This window comes from Pseudodesulfovibrio hydrargyri (assembly GCF_001874525.1).
Lineage (GTDB): Bacteria > Desulfobacterota > Desulfovibrionia > Desulfovibrionales > Desulfovibrionaceae > Pseudodesulfovibrio > Pseudodesulfovibrio hydrargyri.
Genome location: NZ_LKAQ01000004.1, coordinates 971043 through 988676, shown reverse-complemented (window position 1 = coordinate 988676; position 17634 = coordinate 971043). Strand labels below are relative to the sequence as shown.

Annotated in this window: 16 protein-coding genes; 10 read left to right on the top strand and 6 right to left on the bottom strand. The window is 63.1% G+C overall.

What is annotated here, in order from left to right:
• The first annotated feature begins 54 nt into the window (after positions 1 to 54).
• Both rfaE1 and BerOc1_RS08975 read left to right on the top strand, forming a co-directional pair.
• A complete protein-coding gene (rfaE1, locus tag BerOc1_RS08980; protein ID WP_071545374.1) occupies positions 55 to 1068 on the top strand; it encodes a D-glycero-beta-D-manno-heptose-7-phosphate kinase in 1014 nt (337 codons plus the stop codon).
• Between the two features lie 38 nt (positions 1069 to 1106).
• The gene (locus BerOc1_RS08975; protein ID WP_071545373.1) at positions 1107 to 2402 is read left to right on the top strand and encodes an ATP-dependent 6-phosphofructokinase; all 1296 of its coding nucleotides are present in this window, start codon (positions 1107 to 1109) and stop codon (positions 2400 to 2402) included.
• A 201-nt stretch (positions 2403 to 2603) separates the two neighbouring features.
• Here the strand turns inward: BerOc1_RS08975 and BerOc1_RS08970 are convergent, their stop codons facing one another.
• From BerOc1_RS08970 to BerOc1_RS08960, 3 genes are all read right to left on the bottom strand, one after another.
• Complete coding sequence (locus BerOc1_RS08970; RefSeq protein WP_071545372.1) at positions 2604 to 3008, bottom strand: hypothetical protein; 405 nt, start codon at positions 3006 to 3008, stop codon at positions 2604 to 2606.
• Positions 3009 to 3018: 10 nt separating this feature from the next.
• A complete protein-coding gene (locus BerOc1_RS08965; RefSeq protein WP_071545371.1) occupies positions 3019 to 3270 on the bottom strand; it encodes a helix-turn-helix domain-containing protein in 252 nt (83 codons plus the stop codon).
• Between the two features lie 475 nt (positions 3271 to 3745).
• Entirely contained in the window at positions 3746 to 4261 is a 516-nt protein-coding gene (locus BerOc1_RS08960; RefSeq protein WP_071545370.1) for a MarR family winged helix-turn-helix transcriptional regulator, read from the bottom strand.
• Between the two features lie 173 nt (positions 4262 to 4434).
• Here BerOc1_RS08960 and BerOc1_RS08955 point away from each other — a divergent pair, with 173 nt between their 5' ends.
• From BerOc1_RS08955 to BerOc1_RS08920, 8 genes are all read left to right on the top strand, one after another.
• Entirely contained in the window at positions 4435 to 5832 is a 1398-nt protein-coding gene (locus BerOc1_RS08955) for an MATE family efflux transporter (protein WP_084641295.1), read from the top strand.
• 31 nt (positions 5833 to 5863) lie between these two features.
• Positions 5864 to 6625, top strand: coding sequence for an ATP-dependent sacrificial sulfur transferase LarE (gene larE, locus BerOc1_RS08950; protein WP_071545369.1), 762 nt, complete (start codon positions 5864 to 5866; stop codon positions 6623 to 6625).
• Between the two features lie 262 nt (positions 6626 to 6887).
• On the top strand, positions 6888 to 7637 hold the full coding sequence (gene larC / locus BerOc1_RS08945; RefSeq protein WP_071545368.1) for a nickel pincer cofactor biosynthesis protein LarC: 750 nt from the start codon (positions 6888 to 6890) through the stop codon (positions 7635 to 7637).
• Between the two features lie 20 nt (positions 7638 to 7657).
• Complete coding sequence (locus BerOc1_RS08940; RefSeq protein ID WP_071547062.1) at positions 7658 to 8323, top strand: DUF3431 domain-containing protein; 666 nt, start codon at positions 7658 to 7660, stop codon at positions 8321 to 8323.
• Positions 8324 to 8335: 12 nt separating this feature from the next.
• On the top strand, positions 8336 to 9556 hold the full coding sequence (locus BerOc1_RS08935) for an ABC transporter permease (RefSeq protein ID WP_071545367.1): 1221 nt from the start codon (positions 8336 to 8338) through the stop codon (positions 9554 to 9556).
• Positions 9557 to 9831: 275 nt separating this feature from the next.
• A complete protein-coding gene (locus BerOc1_RS08930) occupies positions 9832 to 10467 on the top strand; it encodes a TetR/AcrR family transcriptional regulator (RefSeq protein WP_071545366.1) in 636 nt (211 codons plus the stop codon).
• Between the two features lie 12 nt (positions 10468 to 10479).
• Positions 10480 to 11574 (top strand): efflux RND transporter periplasmic adaptor subunit, encoded by a 1095-nt coding sequence (locus tag BerOc1_RS08925; RefSeq protein WP_071545365.1) that lies wholly within the window; start codon positions 10480 to 10482, stop codon positions 11572 to 11574.
• A gap of 18 nt (positions 11575 to 11592) precedes the next feature.
• Entirely contained in the window at positions 11593 to 14814 is a 3222-nt protein-coding gene (locus BerOc1_RS08920; RefSeq protein ID WP_071545364.1) for an efflux RND transporter permease subunit, read from the top strand.
• A gap of 146 nt (positions 14815 to 14960) precedes the next feature.
• Here the strand turns inward: BerOc1_RS08920 and BerOc1_RS08915 are convergent, their stop codons facing one another.
• Genes BerOc1_RS08915 through BerOc1_RS08905 form a run of 3 tightly spaced genes read right to left on the bottom strand, consistent with a single transcriptional unit; the run spans position 14961 to position 17466 of the window.
• A complete protein-coding gene (locus BerOc1_RS08915; RefSeq protein WP_071545363.1) occupies positions 14961 to 15443 on the bottom strand; it encodes a hypothetical protein in 483 nt (160 codons plus the stop codon).
• Positions 15444 to 16745: a ChaN family lipoprotein gene (locus tag BerOc1_RS08910; RefSeq protein ID WP_071545362.1), complete on the bottom strand. Its 1302-nt coding sequence runs from the start codon at positions 16743 to 16745 to the stop codon at positions 15444 to 15446.
• 10 nt (positions 16746 to 16755) lie between these two features.
• The gene (locus BerOc1_RS08905) at positions 16756 to 17466 is read right to left on the bottom strand and encodes a DUF429 domain-containing protein (protein ID WP_071545361.1); all 711 of its coding nucleotides are present in this window, start codon (positions 17464 to 17466) and stop codon (positions 16756 to 16758) included.
• Positions 17467 to 17634: the final 168 nt, after the last annotated feature.

The window sequence follows — 17634 nt, the reverse complement described above, 5'->3', positions numbered from 1 at the left end:
ATGATCTGATAAAACACTTGAACCAACAGTGGAAAAACATTGGCTGTTTACGATATGTCACATGAAATGATTCTGGATGCCGTAAAAGCCCTCAAGGGGCATAAGGTCATGATCATCGGCGATCTCATGCTGGATCACTATCTGATCGGCGGCGTGGAGCGCATCTCGCCCGAGGCGCCGGTACCGGTGGTCCAGGTCAAGGACGAATCCTACCTCCTGGGCGGAGCGGGCAACGTGGCCCGAAACATTGCGGACCTGGGCGGCAAGCCGCTACTCATCGGGGCCGTGGGCACGGACCGTAACGGCGAGGTCCTTGAGGATCTCTGCGGGCAGGCGGGGCTGAGCACCCGGCTTATCCAGGACGGCGACCGCCCGACAACGGTCAAGACCCGGATCATCGCCCACAACCAGCAGGTGGTGCGCGTGGACCAGGAGCGCGTCGGGCCCCTCTCCCCCGCCGAGATGGACACCCTTTTCGTCATCCTTGAAGAAAACCTGCCTGATTATCCGGTGATCATCCTGTCCGACTACGGCAAGGGATTCATTTCCAGGGAGTTCATGGACCGCTTCATGCCCATGGTCCAGGGACGCTCCACCCCGCCGTTGGTCCTGGTCGACCCCAAGACCGTGAACTACGACCTCTACCAGGGCGTGGATCTGCTCACGCCCAACACCAAGGAAGCCAGCGAGGGCGCGAACCTGCCGGTGTCCGACCGCGAATCCATCATCGAGGCGGGCCGGGCCATCTTCCGGCGGCTGGGCTGCCGCAACCTGCTCATCACTCTCGGACCCGACGGCATGGCGTTGTTCGAAGGCCAGGATTCCATCCGGCATATCCCGACCTTTGCGCGCAAGGTCTTCGACGTCACGGGCGCGGGCGATACGGTCATCGCCACCACCGCCCTGGCTCTGGCCGCGGGTATGGACCTGCTGACCGCCTGTACATTGGCCAACTACGCGGCCGGCGTGGTCGTGGCCCAGGTGGGCGCGGCCACGGCAACCCCTGATGATCTTGAGGAAACCGTCAACGAACTGCCGGAGCCCCAGGTGACCTTCTGGCAGGAATGACCACCGGTCCTTTAAGGCGAAATACGGAGTGACATACGATGAAACATTTCGATTTTGTTACTAAAATTCCGAATCTCGGCCAGCCGAAGATACATTCGCCGCTCAAGGGCGCGCGGTTCGTGGATGAATCGAGCCCCACCACCCTCATGCTCACGTCCGGCGAGCTGACCGAACTGAATGCCGATGTCCTGCAAAAGGACTTTGAAAAGGCCGGGCCGCGCGAGCGCGTCTATTTCGACACTTCCAAGGCAAGGTGCGCCATCGTCACCTGCGGCGGCATCTGCCCGGGCATCAACGACGTCATCCGAGCCATCGTGCACGAGGCTCACTACCACTACGGCGTGCGACACGTGCTCGGGATCACCAACGGGCTGCGCGGCTTCATTCCGGAGTACGGCTACGACATCAAGGAGCTCACCCCGGATACCGTCTCGCACATCCATCAGTTCGGCGGGACCATTCTCGGCTCATCGCGCGGCCTGCAAGACTCCGTGGAAATTGTCGATTCCCTTGAACGGCTGAACATCAACGTGCTCTTCGTCATCGGTGGCGACGGGGCCATGCGCGCGGCCAAGTCCATCGTCAACGAGGTCTCGGCCCGCAAGCGCAACATCGCCATTATCGGCATCCCCAAAACAATCGATAACGACATCAACTTCATCACCCGATCCTTTGGCTTCGACACCGCCGTGGAAAAGGCGGCCGAGGCCATCCAGTGCGCCCATGTGGAGGCCACGGGTGTGGATATGGGCGTGGGACTGGTCAAGCTCATGGGCCGGGAGGCGGGCTTCATAGCGGCCCAGGCCACGCTGGCCATGCAGGAGGTCAATTTCCTCCTGGTCCCGGAACAGCCCTTCAGCCTGGCCGGAGAAGGCGGCCTGCTCGAAGCCGTGGAAAATCGGCTCAAGGCACGCAAGCATGCCATCATTGTCTGCGCCGAAGGCGCCGGCCAGGACCTGCTCGGCACCGAGATCGAACGGGACCCCTCCGGCAACCCCAAACTCGGCGATATTTGCGGCCTCATTGTCAGCCAGCTTGAAGATTACGCGCAGGCCAAGGATTTTGAGATCAACATCAAGTTCATCGATCCCAGCTACTTGATCCGGTCTGTTCCGGCCAATGCGGGCGATCGGGTCTACTGCGGGTTCCTGGGCCAGAACGCCGTGCACGCGGCCATGGCGGGCAAGACCGGTATGGTCGTGTCGCGCCTCAAGTCGAGCATGGTCCACCTGCCCCTGGATCTCGTGGCCACCGAACGCCGACGTATCAACATCAACTCCGACTGGTGGTCCTCGGTAATGGAAGCCACCGGCCAGCACGAATATCTGAAGTAGTTGGGGGGGGCTCCCGCAGAGATGGTTGGGGTGCGACCAATCGAGAAAAAGCAGGACTAGCCGCGTTCGCACGCACACCGCGAAGCGGCGCTAAAAGGCTCTTAAGCGGGGCCCGGGGCAGCGCCCCGGTCGCCGGAAGCACTGAAAGCGCAATAAAAAGGGGACCAAAAGGCCCCTTTTTTATTGCGCTTTCAGAAAAATCTATTCGTTCACGGCGAGTTTGCGGCGGACTTGTTCGCTGACCTGGCTGGCGGTGGATTCCTTTTCGGATTCCAGGGCCACGGCCAGGAGTTCGAAGAGCTCGTCGTAATTGAATTCGAGGCTGAGGCTGCCGTTGGTGACTATGCAGCTGTCCTCGCGCTCCTCCACGCTGTAGGCGCGGCGCTCACGGGCGTGGCCGATGGCGGAGATGATGCCGTAGGCGAGCTTGCCGTCCTCGTCCCGGTACAGCTTTTCCATGGTCAGCATGCCGGTACCGTCATCGAAATACATTTCTTCGCCAATGAGCTTGCCGGTGACCTCGAGGTCCTGGCCGAAATCATTGGGCAGGGTAACGTTCAGGATAGGGTCGCCCCCGTCATAACCGCCAACCATTCTTTTGGACATGCCGCTCTCCTTAGTCCAGTGGGAGTTTGAATTGATCCGGCTCGGCCTTTCTCTTGCCCGTAGGGGCCGAGGCCTTCATTCCACTCTCTATAAATTCCATCAAGGCCTGCTCGGGCACGCGCCATTGGCTCCCGATCTTGATGGCCCTGATGGTGCCGTTGGTAATCAGCCTGTAGGCCGTCCTCTGGTGTACCCGTAAATAGTCCGCAACTTCCCGCACGGTAAGCAGGGTCGGCGGCTTGGGTGCATCTGAGTTGTCCATAATGTCGCAATCTGACCTATGATGTTCATTCTTTGACATAAGGTGTCAAAGATTGTCAACAAAGTACAACGTTGTCCTACATTGTCTAGAAAAATTCCAGAAAAAGTCCTATGGAAAAGGATTACGGGACGTTGTTGTTAATTAGGGATGACATATCAGATTTCGCAACAAAAAATAATCGAAAAAATACACAAACCGGACTTTTCCGGCCGATTGCGAGAGGCGAAGCGTTAGCATGTGGAAAACCGGACCGTCAATAGAGGGAAAGTCAACCAAATCGTAAATATCAGGTGAAATAAGGAAGTTAATGAGTAAATATTAATTCCCAGCAAAGGGGATAAGTGCCAAGGCAAAAATTTTAGGGATGCATGCGGTGTTGTGGGGAAGATTGTGTCAGAAGAGGTCTGCAATGCCTGTCGTTCATGGAAATAAACACCGCAATCCCATTTGTGGTTTCTTGTGGATCAGTTCCGCGTCATCTCTCGATCTCATCCGTAAGCATCAAGGGCACCGGTTCCGTTTCATCCACTTCGTCGAGCAGTACAAGGGTGGCGTCGTCCTGGTCGGCAAAGAGGTGTTCATTCATCTGCTTCAGGATTCGGCGGAAATAGCGCCGGTCGGTGACGCTCAAGCGGGCGTTGACCGCGGATTGCAGGTCATCGATGGCCGTTTGCACGAGTTTGCGCAGGCCAGCGCCTGTATCTGTCAGCACAATAAGGGATTGCCTGCGGTCCTTGGGGTTGCGTTGGCGCAGCAGCAAGCCGTCGCGCTCCATGCGCTTGAGCGTGTTGGATAAAGTGGCCTGCTCCACGTCAATGCCCTTGTGCAGGGATTTCTGGGTAATGCCGTCCTGCTCCCACAGGCGGAACAGAATCTCAAGGTAGCCGGGCCGAACACCGTATGAGGAAAGCCGCTTGGACAATCCCTTTGCATAGAGGCGGTTGAACCGGGCCATGTCCGCGAAAAAGAGGTAGTCTGTTTTGAAATCCATATTTCCGGTACTATTTCAGGTTGCTATAGTCTTTTATATAGCATGCTGTGCGTTGTTTTTCAAGATGGTGAAATGAAATGATTCCGCTTTACCGTGGAGCCGCTCCGGGATAGGTTGCCATGGGCGGTCAGGCTCTGATTTCCGGGCGGTATCGCAGGACGCAAGGTGAAGCAATGAATATGGTCAAACGGTGGCATGCGCAGGGCGGGTACAAGGAGGCTCTGAACATAGGGTTTCCGCTGGTCGTCAGCATGATCTCCAATACGGTCATGACTTTCACGGACCGCATCTTTCTGGGCAACTATTCGCTGGAGGCTTTGGCCGCCTCGCTGCCGGCGAACGTCATGTCCTTCCTGTTCCTTTCCTTTTTCATGGGCGTGTCCGAATACGTCAACGTGTTCATCGCCCAGTACACGGGCGCGTGCCGTCCGGCCGATGTAGGGCGCGCCCTGTGGCAGGGCATCTGGTTCTGCGTCCCGTCAGGGCTGTTCCTGGCCGCCCTGCTGTTTCTCGCCGAACCCATGTTCCGGCTGGGTGGACATCCCCCGGCCATCCAGCGGCTCGAGGTTATTTACTTCCAGATTCTCACTGTGGGCAGCCTGCCCTGCCTGCTCGGCCTGTGCCTGTCCAACTTCTTTGCCGGGCGCGGGCTGACCAAACCGGTCATGCTCATCAGCATGGGTTCGATCTTCATCAACGTGCCGCTGGACTACTGCCTGATCAACGGTATTGGCCCGTTCCCGGAGATGGGCATTGCCGGGGCCGGTCTGGCCACCGTCATCGGGTTCATCGTTCCTGTGATCGTCTACGGACTGCTCATCTTCACCAAAAAGAACGAAGCCGTTTACAAGGTCCGGACCGCATGGCGGTTCGACCGTGAGCTGTTCGGCCGGTTCCTTCATTTCGGTTTGCCGGGCGGGGTCCAGTTCTTCCTGGACATGTTCGCCATCTCCTTTTTCGTCTTTATCGTCGGCAGGTTCGGACCGGTGGAGCTGGCCTCCACCAGCGCGGTCTTCTCCATCTACAACCTGGCCTTCCTGCCGACCATCGGCATGCACGTGGCGGCAAGCATCATGGTCGGCCTGGCCATGGGCGACAACAATCCGAACCGGGCCGCTTTCTCCACCCATTCGGTCCTGCATCTGGCCCTGGCCTACATGGGGGTCATGGCGGTGGTCTTCTGGTTCATGCCCGAGTTCCTGCTCAACCTGTTCCGGCCCCGGGACGCGGCCGGGGCCGACTTCGACGCGGTTTTGATCATGGGCGAAGTGCTCATGCGTTACTGTTCGGTCTTCACCCTGCTGGACGCCGTTGCCATCGTATACATGGGCGGGCTCAAGGGCGCGGGCGACACCCGGTTCATCATGGCCGTCATGGGCGCCTCCTCCATCGTCTGCATCGTCATCCCCCTGCTGGTGCTCAACGGGCTGAGCGTGACCAGCATCCACGGTCCGTGGATATTTCTGCTCGTCTACGTGATGATCCTGGCTTCGACCTTTACCTACCGGTTCACCAGGGGGCCCTGGCGGCGCATCGACCTCATCGGGCGCGACAAGCCCGAAAGGAGTTGAACCGCAGTGTCGGCTGGGCTATTATACAAGAATGAGCATTGAACAACTTGCAACACATATCGCCGAGCGATCGAGCGACGCCGGTTGCGTGGCTGTGGCCCTGTCCGGCGGGGTCGACAGCGGGCTGGTGGCCGCCGCGGCCAAACTCGCCCTCGGTTCCCGGGCCGTGGCCTGTACCCTGGTCAGCGAACTGACCCCGGCGCGGGACAGGGAGCGGGCCATGGAAGTGGCCGAACGCATAGGCATCGAACACCGCATCCTCAAGGTCTCGGCCCTGTCCGTGCCCGAGGTCCGGCGCAACCAGATAGACCGGTGCTACCACTGTAAGTGCTTGGTTTTCAGGGCCATAAAGGAAGAACTTGGCGACGAGTGCCTGCTTCTGGACGGGACCAACGCGGACGACCCGTCGGACCGTCCCGGCCTCAAGGCCGTGCGCGAATTCAAGGTCTTCTCCCCCTTGGCCGATCTCGGCCTGGGCAAGTCGCACATCCGTGCCCTGGCCTTTGACGCCGGGCTGCCCAACTGGGAGACCCCGTCGGAAAGCTGCCTGGCCACCCGCATACCCCTTGGCGTCGAACTGTCCGCCGAGGATCTGCATCGGGTCGAAGTCCTGGAAAATTATCTGCATTCGCTCGGCCTGGACACGGTCCGCGTCCGGCCTGATAATCTGATGGCAACCGTGGAGTATCTTCCGCAGTATTCAGAAATCATAGCGGAAAATCGTGATAAGATCGTGGCGCTGGCAATCAAGATCGGGCTCCAATCATGCACTTTCAAGGAGTGGGTTGAATGAGCCTGGACCGACTTCCGGATGACTCCGGAGCCGGACAAATCTCACGCGGAAAATTGAAAACCGGCAGCTCGGGCAGACCTTCATCGAGACAGGCCGCGCCAAGATCGCCCCGTACCGCGCGTTGCGCACCGGCGGGCACGCGACGGCCCGCTGCGTCGGCAAGATGCCCGATCAGGAGACCTCGATCTTTGACCACCTCAGCAGCCGCAACAGGCGGTGGGGCGGCACCGAGGCCGCAGGCGGACAGGACGGATAGGAATTCATGAGCACGGTCTACCTCGATTGTTCCACGGGCGTGAGCGGCGACATGCTTCTTGCGGCCCTGAGCCACGCCTTGGAGGAGTGGCTCGGCCCCGGCAGCGGGTTCGATTTTTTGGAAAAGGAGCTGAGCGGGCTCGGCCTGGACGGCTTCGGGCTCAAGTGGACGGAAAAGCGCATCGCGGGCTTACGCACCAGGCACGTGGACGTACTCCAGACCAGGGAACAACCCCTGCGCCACTATGCGGACCTGTGCCGGATCATCGAACGGAGCGGCTTGGGCGGCCGGGCCGGGGAACGGTCCATACGGGCCTTGCGCCTGCTCGGCGAGGCCGAAGCCAAGGTCCACGGCGTGGATCTGGAGCAGGTCCACTTTCATGAGATCGGCGCTGTGGACACCCTTGCGGACATTTGCGGTTCCATGCTCCTCCTGGACGCCCTGGAGGCCGAGGAAACGGTCTGCAGCCCGGTCGATCTGGGGTCGGGCTTCGTGGACTGCGCCCACGGCAGAATGCCAGTCCCGGCCCCTGCTTGCGCGGAACTGGCCAAGGGGTTGACCACCTTTGGCTCCGACTGCTCCATGGAGCGGGCCACGCCCACGGGCCTGGCTATCTTGCGGACGGTTGCGGACCGCTTCGGTTCCCTGCCCATGGGCACCCTCCTCGGGGTGGGATACGGTTCGGGCGGACGCTCCTCGGACGAGCAGCCCACCTATGTCCGGGCCATGGTCTTGGAGAAGGTTGCGGAAGGATAGCCGACGCAGGGAGCGTGATCGTGCGTGAAGACATCCGGGTGATCATTGCCAGATACCGCGAGGACGTGTCCTGGGCCGAGGCCCTCGGGTGTGATCACGTGGTCTACGACAAGGGCGGCGACGGAGGCCCGGGCACCCGCCCGCTGCCGAACATCGGGCGCGAGGCGCACACCTATTTCACCCACATCGTCAACGAGTACGACGTCCTCTCCCCTCTGAACGTCTTCCTGCAGGGCGACCCCTTTGATCATATCGATGATCGCGGCCGGGCCACGGTCGAGACCTTGCGGAAACAGCTTGAAGACGTTGCGGATCGCGGCATGCCCTTCAAGGGGCTTGCCTGGTTCAAGCTCAAAAGCGACCGGCTGGGCCGCCCGCATGACCTGCGCAAGCCCGAGAACGAGGGGCGCTGGGCCGGTTGGGGCCGGGACATCCCGGTGGGCGAGATATTCGAGCTTCTGTTCGACGCGCCCATGCCGCGCGAGATCGTCTGTCGCGCGCCCACGGGCAATTTCTGCGTGACCGGCGAGCGCATCCGCACCCGGCCCAAGGCCTTCTACGAGTTCTGTCTGCGGTTGACCGAGGCCGACCCCCATGACCAGGGCAACACGGGCCACGCCTTCGAACGGCTGTGGCAGCACATCTTCAACGGCAACACGGCCTGGAACCGTGACCGGTACGAGTAGCGGGGAACCGGCATGCTGCCCCTGAACCTGACCATAGCCGTCTCGTCGCTCTCAGCCCACAAGCTGCGGGCCGTGCTGGCCATGCTCGGGGTTTTCCTGGGCGCGCTGGCCTTCACCGGGGTGCAGCACGTGTCCAAGATCATGGTCCGCCAGGCCGAGCTGGAGACCGAGAAGCTCGGGCCCAACCTCTACGCGGTCCTGGCCGGGTCCGTGCGCTTCACACGCGGCGGGACCCTGCGCATGACCGGCAGTTCGCGCACCTTTGTCCTGGCCGACGCCCAGGCCCTGATCGACTCCGTGCCTTCGGTCCTGGAGGGCTCGCCCTTCGTCACCGCGACCATGGCCGTGCGCGGCAACGGCAACGCGGTCGACGCCCAGATCATGGCCTGCTGGCCCAGCTACCAGGAAATCCGCAGTTTCCGCCCGGAACAGGGCCGTTTCTTCACCTGGAACGAGGTCGAGGACCGGGCCAAGGTCTGCGTGCTCGGGCGCAAGATCGCCGAGCGGCTGTTCGGCAGGCCCGAGCAGGCCGTGGGCCGGGACATCTACATGTTCCGGGCCAGCTTCAGGGTTCTCGGGGTCATGGAGGAAAAGGGGCGCGACGTGTCCGGCACGGACCAGGACGAGGTCCTGCTCATGCCCATCACCACCTACATGCGCCGGGCCGCGAACCAGCGCTGGATATCCGGGGTCTACCTGCGGTTGGCCAAGGACGCCGGGCTGGCCTCGGTCAACGGGGCCGTGAACGCGGTCATGCGCGAGCGGCACAAGATCGATCCGGGAGAGGACGACGACTTCAGCGCCATGTCCGCGGCCGACGCCATCAAGCTGCAACGCCAGGCCCTGGACCTGATGACCACGCTGGGCGGCATCACCTCGACCATTTCGTTCGCCGTGGGCGGCATGGGCATCCTGTCCATCATGATCCTGGTGGTCCGCTCACGCCGGGTGGAGATCGGGGTGCGCCGGGCCGTGGGCGGCCGCAGGCGCGACATCGTCCGCCAGTTCCTGTTCGAGTCCGGGCTCATGGCCGCGGTGGGCGGCGGGCTGGGCGTGGCCGTGACCGTGATCCTGGTCGTGGTGGGCTGTACCGTGGCCAAGCTGCCGATCATCATCGACCCGGCCAGCCTGGTTGTCACCCTGCTCGGCTCCTGCCTCCTCGGCGTCATCGCCGGCGCCTACCCCGCCTGGCAGGCCGCCAACATCGAAATTCTAGACGTGCTCAGATCCTGATCGGAAATAACACAATATATATGCCGGTTAGCTACAGCCGATAGCGAGCTATATCTTTGTATGCGGCCGGCTGACCACCCGCATTAAGGCTATGGGCTGACCGGCTTCGCTTCAAGGCTACGAATATGCGTTCCTTGGCCGTGAGCCATGAAGAGCGCACACCATATGTGCCTGGATGGCCCCTGGAAATCGGGCAAAGCGAGTTTTTCGGATGACCTTCCGCACAATTGCGTGAACAGTGTTTACACGATGAACGGAGTTTGCTAGAGGCGGGCATGACCACGAAAGACCGGCGGGAACAGGACAGGGAAAAGATGCGGCGGCGCATTCTGGACGCGGCCAGGCAGCTCTTTGTCAAGGAAGGGTTCGACAACGTCTCGCTGCGGCGCATCGCCTCGCGCATCGAGTACAGCCCGGCCGCGCTCTATCGCTATTTCCGGAACAAGAGGGAGATCCTGTCCGCCCTGCGCGAGGAGGGGTTCGCCCGCTTCGTGGAACGCCAGAAGCGGACCCGGCGACGTTTCCCGGACCCGCTCGACCGGCTGCGCGCCGGCGCGCGCGAGTACATCGGCTTCGCCCTGTCCGAGCCGGACCACTACCACCTCATGTTCAGCACCAGTTGCGGACAAGTGGACCTGGACGGCGAATGGGCGGCCAGCTCGCTGCGCTCCTACGGCATGTTCCGGGACCTGGTGGTCGAGTGCGCGGCAACGGGCCGGTTCGGCGACGTGGAGCCGGACGCCCTGGTCTTCGCCCTGTGGGGCCAGCTCCACGGGTTGGTCCACCTCATTGCCACCGGGCAGATGGCGGCCCTGAGCAACGGTGCGGACCTCGATGTCCTGCTGGACCGGATCATCGGGTTCGGCCTGCGGCCCGGACAAGACAACCAACAACCTCGGTCGGAAAGATAAAGGCGGCGGTTCATGAAACGGATAGGTATATTTTTCGTCCCCCTGGCCCTGCTGGCGGCCCTGCCGCTCTTTGGCTGCGACGACCGGCTCGGCGAGGCGGGCGAGACCAAGGCCCCGGTGCCGGGCAGCGCTCTGGCCGAAGCGGCCCAGGCCGAGGTGCCCACCCCGGTCCCGGCCAGGCCGGTCTCCAGCGAGACCTTCACGGCCCGGACCGCCGACCGGCAGTCCTCCCTGACCGGCTTCACCCGTGCGCGCAACGCCATGAGCCTGGTGTCCGAGGAGTCCGGCCGGGTGGTCAAGGTCCTGGCCGACGTGGGGGACGCACTGGGGCGCGACGGGCTGTTCGCCGAATTGGACACCACCTTCATCAAGCTCGATCTGGCCGCCAACCGCGCGGATCAGCAACGCCTTCAGAGTGATCTGGACTACAACAAGAAGGAGATGGACCGCTACCAGGCGCTGGTCCAGACCGACACCGCGCCCCAGTCCACCCTGGATTCCAACGTCCGCGCCCATCAGGCCGCCCTGCAACAGCTGCGCGCCAAGCAGGTGGAGGAACAGGTCCTTTTGGAGCGGTTGAAACGGTTCTCGCTGGTCGGCCCTCCGGGCTGGAAGGTCGTGGCCCGGGACATCGAGCCCGGCGAGTGGGTGACCAAGGGCGAGACCGTGGCCGAGCTCGGGCGTTACGACGTCCTGCTCGTGCCCTTTGCCCTGACCAGCGAGGAGTATCGCGCCCTCAAGGACATGGGCGACGCCGTGACCCTGCGCCTGACCGACCTGGGCGGCACGGTCCGGGCCCGCGTGGCCCGCGTCTCGCCCGGTTTCGACCCGGTCACGCGCAAGATCAACGTGGACCTGGAGATCACCGAGGGCGACTTCGCGTTCCGGGGCGGCATCCGCACCGAGCTGGAGGTGGTCCTGCCCGATCCCGGGGGGGCCGTGGTCGTGCCCGCCTCGGCCCTGATCAAGGCGTACGAGGAGCATTTCCTGATGACCCCGGACGGCAGGCGCGTCCGCGTGGTCCTGCTCGGCTCGGCGGGCGATGATCTGCGCCGGGTGTCCGGCCCGGAGGTACGTCCCGGCGGCGTCTTCCTGCTCAATCCCTAACCCCCGGCGAGACGAGCCATGCACAAGGATTCGCCCACCCAGGCCCTGATCCGGTTCTCACTGGGCCAGAAGGTCTTCGTCAACCTCATGTTCGTCCTGCTCATGGTGGTGGGCGTGTTTTGCGTCTTCGAGCTGCCCGTGGAGCGCTATCCGGATGTGCGCATGGGCAAGGTGGTCATCTCCGCCTTCCTGCCCGGGGCCAGCCCGGACGAGGTGGAGACCCTGGTCACGCGCAAGATCGAGGACGCGCTCGAGGATCTGGAAAACGTGGAGTTCATCCGCTCCCGCTCTTTCCGCCAGCGCTGCTCCATCATGGTCAAGTTCCTGGACGACACCGATTACGACAAGTTGTATGACGAACTGCGTTTCAAGGTGTTGTCCATCCAGAATGACCTGCCCGACGATATGGACCCGCCGGAGTTCACGGTCATCCGCGTGTCCGAGTGGCTGCCGGTCCTGTCCGTGAACCTGCTCGGGGACCGCTCCAACCGCGCCCTGAGCCTTATGGCCGACGAGCTCAAGATTCCCCTGCAGTCCATCCCCGGGGTCAAGGAGGTCCAGATCAACGGGGAGTATACCCGGGAGTTCCACGTGGCCCTGGACCCGGTCAAGATGATGCGCTTCGGGGTCACCTTCGATCAGGTGGGCCAGGCGTTGCAGGGGGCCAACGTGTCGGTCCCGGCGGGCGATTTCATCAGCGATTCCGGCGAGTACGTAATTGTGGTCGACGAGAAGTTCCGGTCCCGCGACGAGGTCGCCCGGACCATCGTGCGGCGCGACCTGGACGGCTCCTTCGTGACCGTGGGCGACGTTTTGAGCTCGGCGGGCATGGACTACCGCGACCCGTTCGTGGTCTCGTCGGTCAACGGCAAGGACGCCGTGTCGGTCAAGGTCCTCAAGTCGCCCGAGGGCAACTCCCTGGACATCGGGGCCGCCGTGGAAAAGGTGGTCGCCGACTTCAAACCCGTGCTCGACAAGGAGGGCGTCCAGGCGGTGGTCACCCAGGACCAGCGCATCAACATCCGCGAAAACATCAACACGCTCGGCTCCAACCTGCTGGTGGGCATCGTCCTGGTCTGCGGCTGCATCTGGCTGGTCATGGGGTTCCGCAACGCCATGCTGACCACCATGGGCGTGCCTTTCTCCTTCCTGGTGACCATGATCATCATGTGGCTGACCGACAACTCCATCAACGAGATCACCCTCTTCTCCTTCGTCCTGGTCAGCGGCATCATCGTGGACGACGCCATCGTGGTGGTCGAGAACATCTACCGCCACGTCCAGGAGGGCAAGACCCTGCGCGAGGCCGTGGTGGACGGGGCCAGCGAGGTCTTTCTGCCCGTGGTGGCGGCCACCTCCACCACCGTGGCCGCGTTCATGCCCATGCTGATCATGACCGGGTCCACGGGCGAGTTCTTCGCCCTGGTGCCCAAGGCCGTTTCCTTTGCCATCATCGCCTCCCTGATCGAGTGCCTGGCCATCCTGCCTCTGCACTTCCTGGACTGGCCCGGCGCGGACAGGCTCGGCAGGCAGGCCGCCGAGCACCTCCAGGCCCGGGACCCGCGCTTCATGAACTGGCTGAAACGGGCGACCGACGCGGTCCTGCGCAGGACCCTGCGCCACCGCTGGAAGACCCTGGGACTGGTGGCCGTGGCCTTCTTCATGGCCCTGTTCATGCTCGGGGTCTCGGTCACCGGGGTCATGCCCCTGCTGCGCATCAAGTTCTTTCCGGACGAATACACCCTCTACTACGTGTCCATGGAAGGCCCGGTGGGCACGGACGTGTACACGGCGTCGGAACGGGCCAAGGAGGTCTCCAGGGCCCTGCTGGCGCTGGGGCCCGGGACCACCAAGGCGTGTTCCGGCCTGGGCGGCATGGACATCAACGAGGACTACGAGAATATCTTCGGCCCCAATCGGGCCATCGTCATCGTGGAGCTGCCCCGCCAGGGTGAGCAGGACTTTGTGGACAATCCGGAAAACGACCCTCAGCTCCTTCTGGACGTCATCCGGGAGAAACTCGAGCCCTTTGCCTCAAACGGCTGGAAACTGCGCGTCTGGCCCGAACAGGGCGGCCCTCCGGCGGGCAAGGACGTGAACATCCGCGTGCTCGGCCCGGACCAGGACGCGGTCACGGCGCTGAAGGACAACGTCTTCAACTGGATACGGGCCAACAAGAAGCTCTCGCCGTACCTCTTGGACCTGGCCACGGACACGGGCACGGACAACCGCGTCTTCCGGTTCATCCCCATCCCGAGCCTGGTGGCCGAGTACGGCCTGACCCCGGCCCAGGTGGTCTCCCTGGCTGGCGGCATCCTGGACGGCCGGTTCGTGGGCAAGTTCCGGGCGGCGGACGAGGACATCGACCTGCGCATGAAGATCGACAAGCGGTTCCTGTCCACCCCGGAGGACGCCCTGGACATCCCGATCCTGCAGAACGACACCGGCCCGGTGCGCGTGGGCGACCTGGCCGAGGTGCGCACCTACCGGGAGCCCGGCCAGCTTAACCGTTTCCAGGGACAGCGGGCAGTGACCCTGACCGCCAACATCCGCGAGGGCGCGCCGGTCAGCGCGCCGAGCGTGGTCCACGACGTCCGGGCCCATTACCGATCCATCCAGGGGGGCTACCCCGGCGCGACGCTCAGCTTTGCGGGCGAGTACGAATCCACGGGAAGGTCCTTCACCTCGCTCATGTACGCCTTCTGCATCGCCCTGCTGGTCATGTACACCATCCTGGCTTGCCAGTTCCAATCCTACGTCCAGCCCGCCATCATCCTGTCCGCCGTGGCCTTTGCCCTGATCGGCGTGGTCTTCGGGACCTTCCTGACCCGCTCCCTGTTCACCATCAACAGCTTCATCGCCACCGTGGGCGTGGCCGGGGTCGTGGTCAACGACTCCCTGGTCCTGCTCGATTTCATCAACCGCCTGTACGCCAAGGGGTATGAGCGCGCCGACGCCATCCGCGAGGCCGTGCGCGTGCGCCTGCGGCCTATCCTGCTGACCACCCTGACCACCACCCTGGGCCTGCTGCCCATGGCGCTGGGCATCCCCTACTACTCCGTGGTCTGGGGTACCATGGCCACGACCTTCGTCACCGGCCTGTGCGTGGCCACGGCCATGACCCTGCTGGTCATGCCCATCCTCTGGGACCTGGTCGCCCGGCGCAGGGAGCGCAAGGACCGGAAACGGTCCGTCAGACAGGGTTTTGACGGCCAGAAAGCGCAAGCCGATGAAATTTAGAGTAAGTCTAGATTAATTTTAGAAAATTGGGATGCAGTTGGGAATAATGAGGATTATCATTATTGGATGGAGCTCTGACGCCCGTTAGAATCGGCAGGCCGGTTGTTCGTGTCCCTGCACGGGAGGCGGGGAACGTCCGCCAAACGTCAGCGGCAGAGGGCGTCCAGAAACGATTGCGCCTTGTCCGGCGCGACGCTCACCCACCAGACAAGATCACCCTCCTGCCAGATGAGATGGACCTGGCCCATGCCGGTGAACCGGTATACGGCCCGCCCACCGTGGTCCAGCCGCCTGGGCTCCCGGAAAGGCGACTTGGGGTTCTCGAACATCTTGTGAACCATGAGCCCGGTCTGGCGGCGGGCCTCTTTTTCCGAGCTTACGCGCGACACCCAGACCTCGGCCGGACGCTCGTCACCTTCGGCGTAGCTGGCAATGGCGCTGGCCTTTGCCTTCAGCGCCTTGCCATGCAGGCGGTCCACTTCGGCCTGGGCTTCGGCTCCGGTGACCAACCGCACGCGCCTCAGCCCGCCCGCCGCCTCGGGCAGCAGCCCGGACAGGTCGTCGGCCAGGGCCGGAACCGCCATGGCCAAAACAAACACGCAACACAGGGTCAGGCAAGCGCGGCGCATCTATCGGGCCTCCGCCGTCGGGGGTACAGGGGGCTTGTGGTCGGCCTGGGGCGCGGTCTCGGGCGTCGCTTCGGGCTTGGGTTCCGCCTTGGGCTCGGCCTTGGACCTGGGCTTCCCGAGTTTGCCCAGGTCGGCGGTGAAGGTCTTGCCGCCGCGCAGGACCGTGAAGACCAGCGGTTCGTCCGCGTCGTGCACCCTGGTTCCGGCCATGTGCAGGCTGAACAGCCCCTCAAGCGGGATGCCCGAGGCCTCGGTCAGCAGGTCGCCGGGGCGCAGTCCGGCCCGGTCCGCTCTGGAGCCGCGCGACACGGACTCCACCAGGATGCCGTCCGCCTGGCCGGACAGGACCATGCCCATGCGCGAGCGGTAGGTGTCCGGCGAATAGAAGAACACGTCCCCGGCCTCGGAGTCGAACTCCCCTCCCCGCCACGGCATGACGGTCAGGATGCGCGCCGCCGGGTCGAACCAGCGGATGCGCTTGGCGATGCCCCAGCCGTATTCCACGTGCCCGGCCCCGGCCACCACCAGCACGGGCCAGTCGAACTGTCTGCGCAGCCGCACGGCCTCTTCCGCCATCTTGGAGTCCCAGATGGACTGGACCAGATAGAACCGCTCGCGCTCTTGTTCGTCCTTGGCGTTCTTGTTCTTGTGCATGGCCATGACCGCGTTCAGGAAGGCGCGCTGGTCCGTGGCGGGCGGCATGATCTCCCTGGGCAGCAGCGCCTTTTCCTCGTCGCTCAGTCCGTCCAGGCCGTCCTTGGTGATTTTGCGCACCACCGTTGAGGGCACATTCAGCCCGGCCACGGGTACGCCGTTGCGCTTGGCAATGGCGAAATGGTCGCGGAACAGCCCGAAATCATAGCCCCAGTTCTCGGACCAATCGAGCTCCTCGGGCAGTCCGTCCAGGCTCACCTGCCCCTTGCAGTAATCATCCAGCTCCTGTTGCCGGTCCACGCCGACCATCTCCAGCCCCAGGGACAGCCCGTCGCCGTTGCCGGACAGCGCGTCCAACAACGCTTGCTGTACCTTGTGGTCCACCGGGTTGCGGTGCCCCTCGCCAATGAGGATGTAGTCGTAACCCTTTGCCATGGCGGCGACCTCTTTCAGGCTCAGCGGTTGTCCATACCTGGAGATGAACTCGCCCTGCTGCGGCAGGAAGGTCACGGGCATGGGCGCGTCCCCGATGGCGTCGGGCCGCGTCTCGGGCGTATTCCTCACGCACGCGCCCAGAGTCAGAATCAGGCCCGGCAGGCAAAGGCACAACACGCCCTGACGCACGGTCCGCAATATGTGCTCGATCATGAAAACCTCGTTACTTGTCGAATTCGGCATACCAGATTGCCATGGGCAGCCCGGCCGCATCACGCTCCGCAGGGTCGGGCAAAGACCGCATTCGCCTTGCGCCCTGCCGCCCTGTCACGGCCAGGATCAGGGCGTCGAACATGTCGTCCCCGGCCACCTTGGATGCCGGAAACATGCCCCGCACCCGGTCCAGCAGCCCGCGGACGTCCGGCACGAACCTCGTCAGAATTTCATACCGTTCCAACACCCCGGGCGTGTCCCGCTTGGGGTATCGCATGGGCGCTCCCCCGGCCAGGGCGAAGCACAGTTCCGGGTGCGATTCGAACACCTTCTCCACAGCCCCAAGATTTGCGGCAAAGAACAAATCGACTTCTTCAATTTTTTTTATAATACCCAATGATTGTTCGGATAAAGACTTACCGGAAGCTTTCCGGTTGATTTCCTTTGCCGCAACCTTGGACCCGGCGTGGAGCGCGGCGCGGGCAGGCGTATTGAACACGCTGGCCCGCCTCGGCCCGAGCCGTTCCCTGAGCAGGCTCTCTGCTGTGCGGTTGGCGTTGTCCGCCAGCCCGATGGGGATGTCCACCAGCACGCTTGCCGCGTCCCGGTGCTCGGACCACAGGTCGGCGAACAAGGGATACACGCCCACGTCCCACCGGCCGTCCGCCACCCAGGCCGCGCACCAACCGGCCTTGCATCCGTCCACGCCCACGAATTTCATACCAGCACCTATACGCACCCCCGGCAGCGGCTGCAACCAACTGCAGCAAAGCGCACAAGGAGGAAGATGCCTCCGGCGGCCAGAGGGGAAACTTTTGAAAAAGTTTCCCCTCTGGACTCCCCTTCAAAACTTTTTGTTTGCCTTCGGCAGGGGCGTGCGAAGCGGGAT

Excerpts from the sequence above, each read along its gene's own strand:
- BerOc1_RS08935 (WP_071545367.1), top strand. The coding sequence starts at position 8,336 with ATGCTGCCCCTGAACCTGACCATAGCCGTCTCGTCGCTCTCAGCCCAC.
- larC (WP_071545368.1), top strand. The coding sequence starts at position 6,888 with ATGAGCACGGTCTACCTCGATTGTTCCACGGGCGTGAGCGGCGACATG.
- BerOc1_RS08925 (WP_071545365.1), top strand. The coding sequence starts at position 10,480 with ATGAAACGGATAGGTATATTTTTCGTCCCCCTGGCCCTGCTGGCGGCC.
- BerOc1_RS08965 (WP_071545371.1), bottom strand. The coding sequence starts at position 3,270 with ATGGACAACTCAGATGCACCCAAGCCGCCGACCCTGCTTACCGTGCGG.
- BerOc1_RS08915 (WP_071545363.1), bottom strand. The coding sequence starts at position 15,443 with ATGCGCCGCGCTTGCCTGACCCTGTGTTGCGTGTTTGTTTTGGCCATG.
- BerOc1_RS08955 (WP_084641295.1), top strand. The coding sequence starts at position 4,435 with ATGAATATGGTCAAACGGTGGCATGCGCAGGGCGGGTACAAGGAGGCT.
- BerOc1_RS08905 (WP_071545361.1), bottom strand. The coding sequence starts at position 17,466 with ATGAAATTCGTGGGCGTGGACGGATGCAAGGCCGGTTGGTGCGCGGCC.
- BerOc1_RS08975 (WP_071545373.1), top strand. The coding sequence starts at position 1,107 with ATGAAACATTTCGATTTTGTTACTAAAATTCCGAATCTCGGCCAGCCG.
- rfaE1 (WP_071545374.1), top strand. The coding sequence starts at position 55 with ATGTCACATGAAATGATTCTGGATGCCGTAAAAGCCCTCAAGGGGCAT.
- larE (WP_071545369.1), top strand. The coding sequence starts at position 5,864 with ATGAGCATTGAACAACTTGCAACACATATCGCCGAGCGATCGAGCGAC.
- BerOc1_RS08970 (WP_071545372.1), bottom strand. The coding sequence starts at position 3,008 with ATGTCCAAAAGAATGGTTGGCGGTTATGACGGGGGCGACCCTATCCTG.
- BerOc1_RS08920 (WP_071545364.1), top strand. The coding sequence starts at position 11,593 with ATGCACAAGGATTCGCCCACCCAGGCCCTGATCCGGTTCTCACTGGGC.
- BerOc1_RS08960 (WP_071545370.1), bottom strand. The coding sequence starts at position 4,261 with ATGGATTTCAAAACAGACTACCTCTTTTTCGCGGACATGGCCCGGTTC.
- BerOc1_RS08910 (WP_071545362.1), bottom strand. The coding sequence starts at position 16,745 with ATGATCGAGCACATATTGCGGACCGTGCGTCAGGGCGTGTTGTGCCTT.
- BerOc1_RS08930 (WP_071545366.1), top strand. The coding sequence starts at position 9,832 with ATGACCACGAAAGACCGGCGGGAACAGGACAGGGAAAAGATGCGGCGG.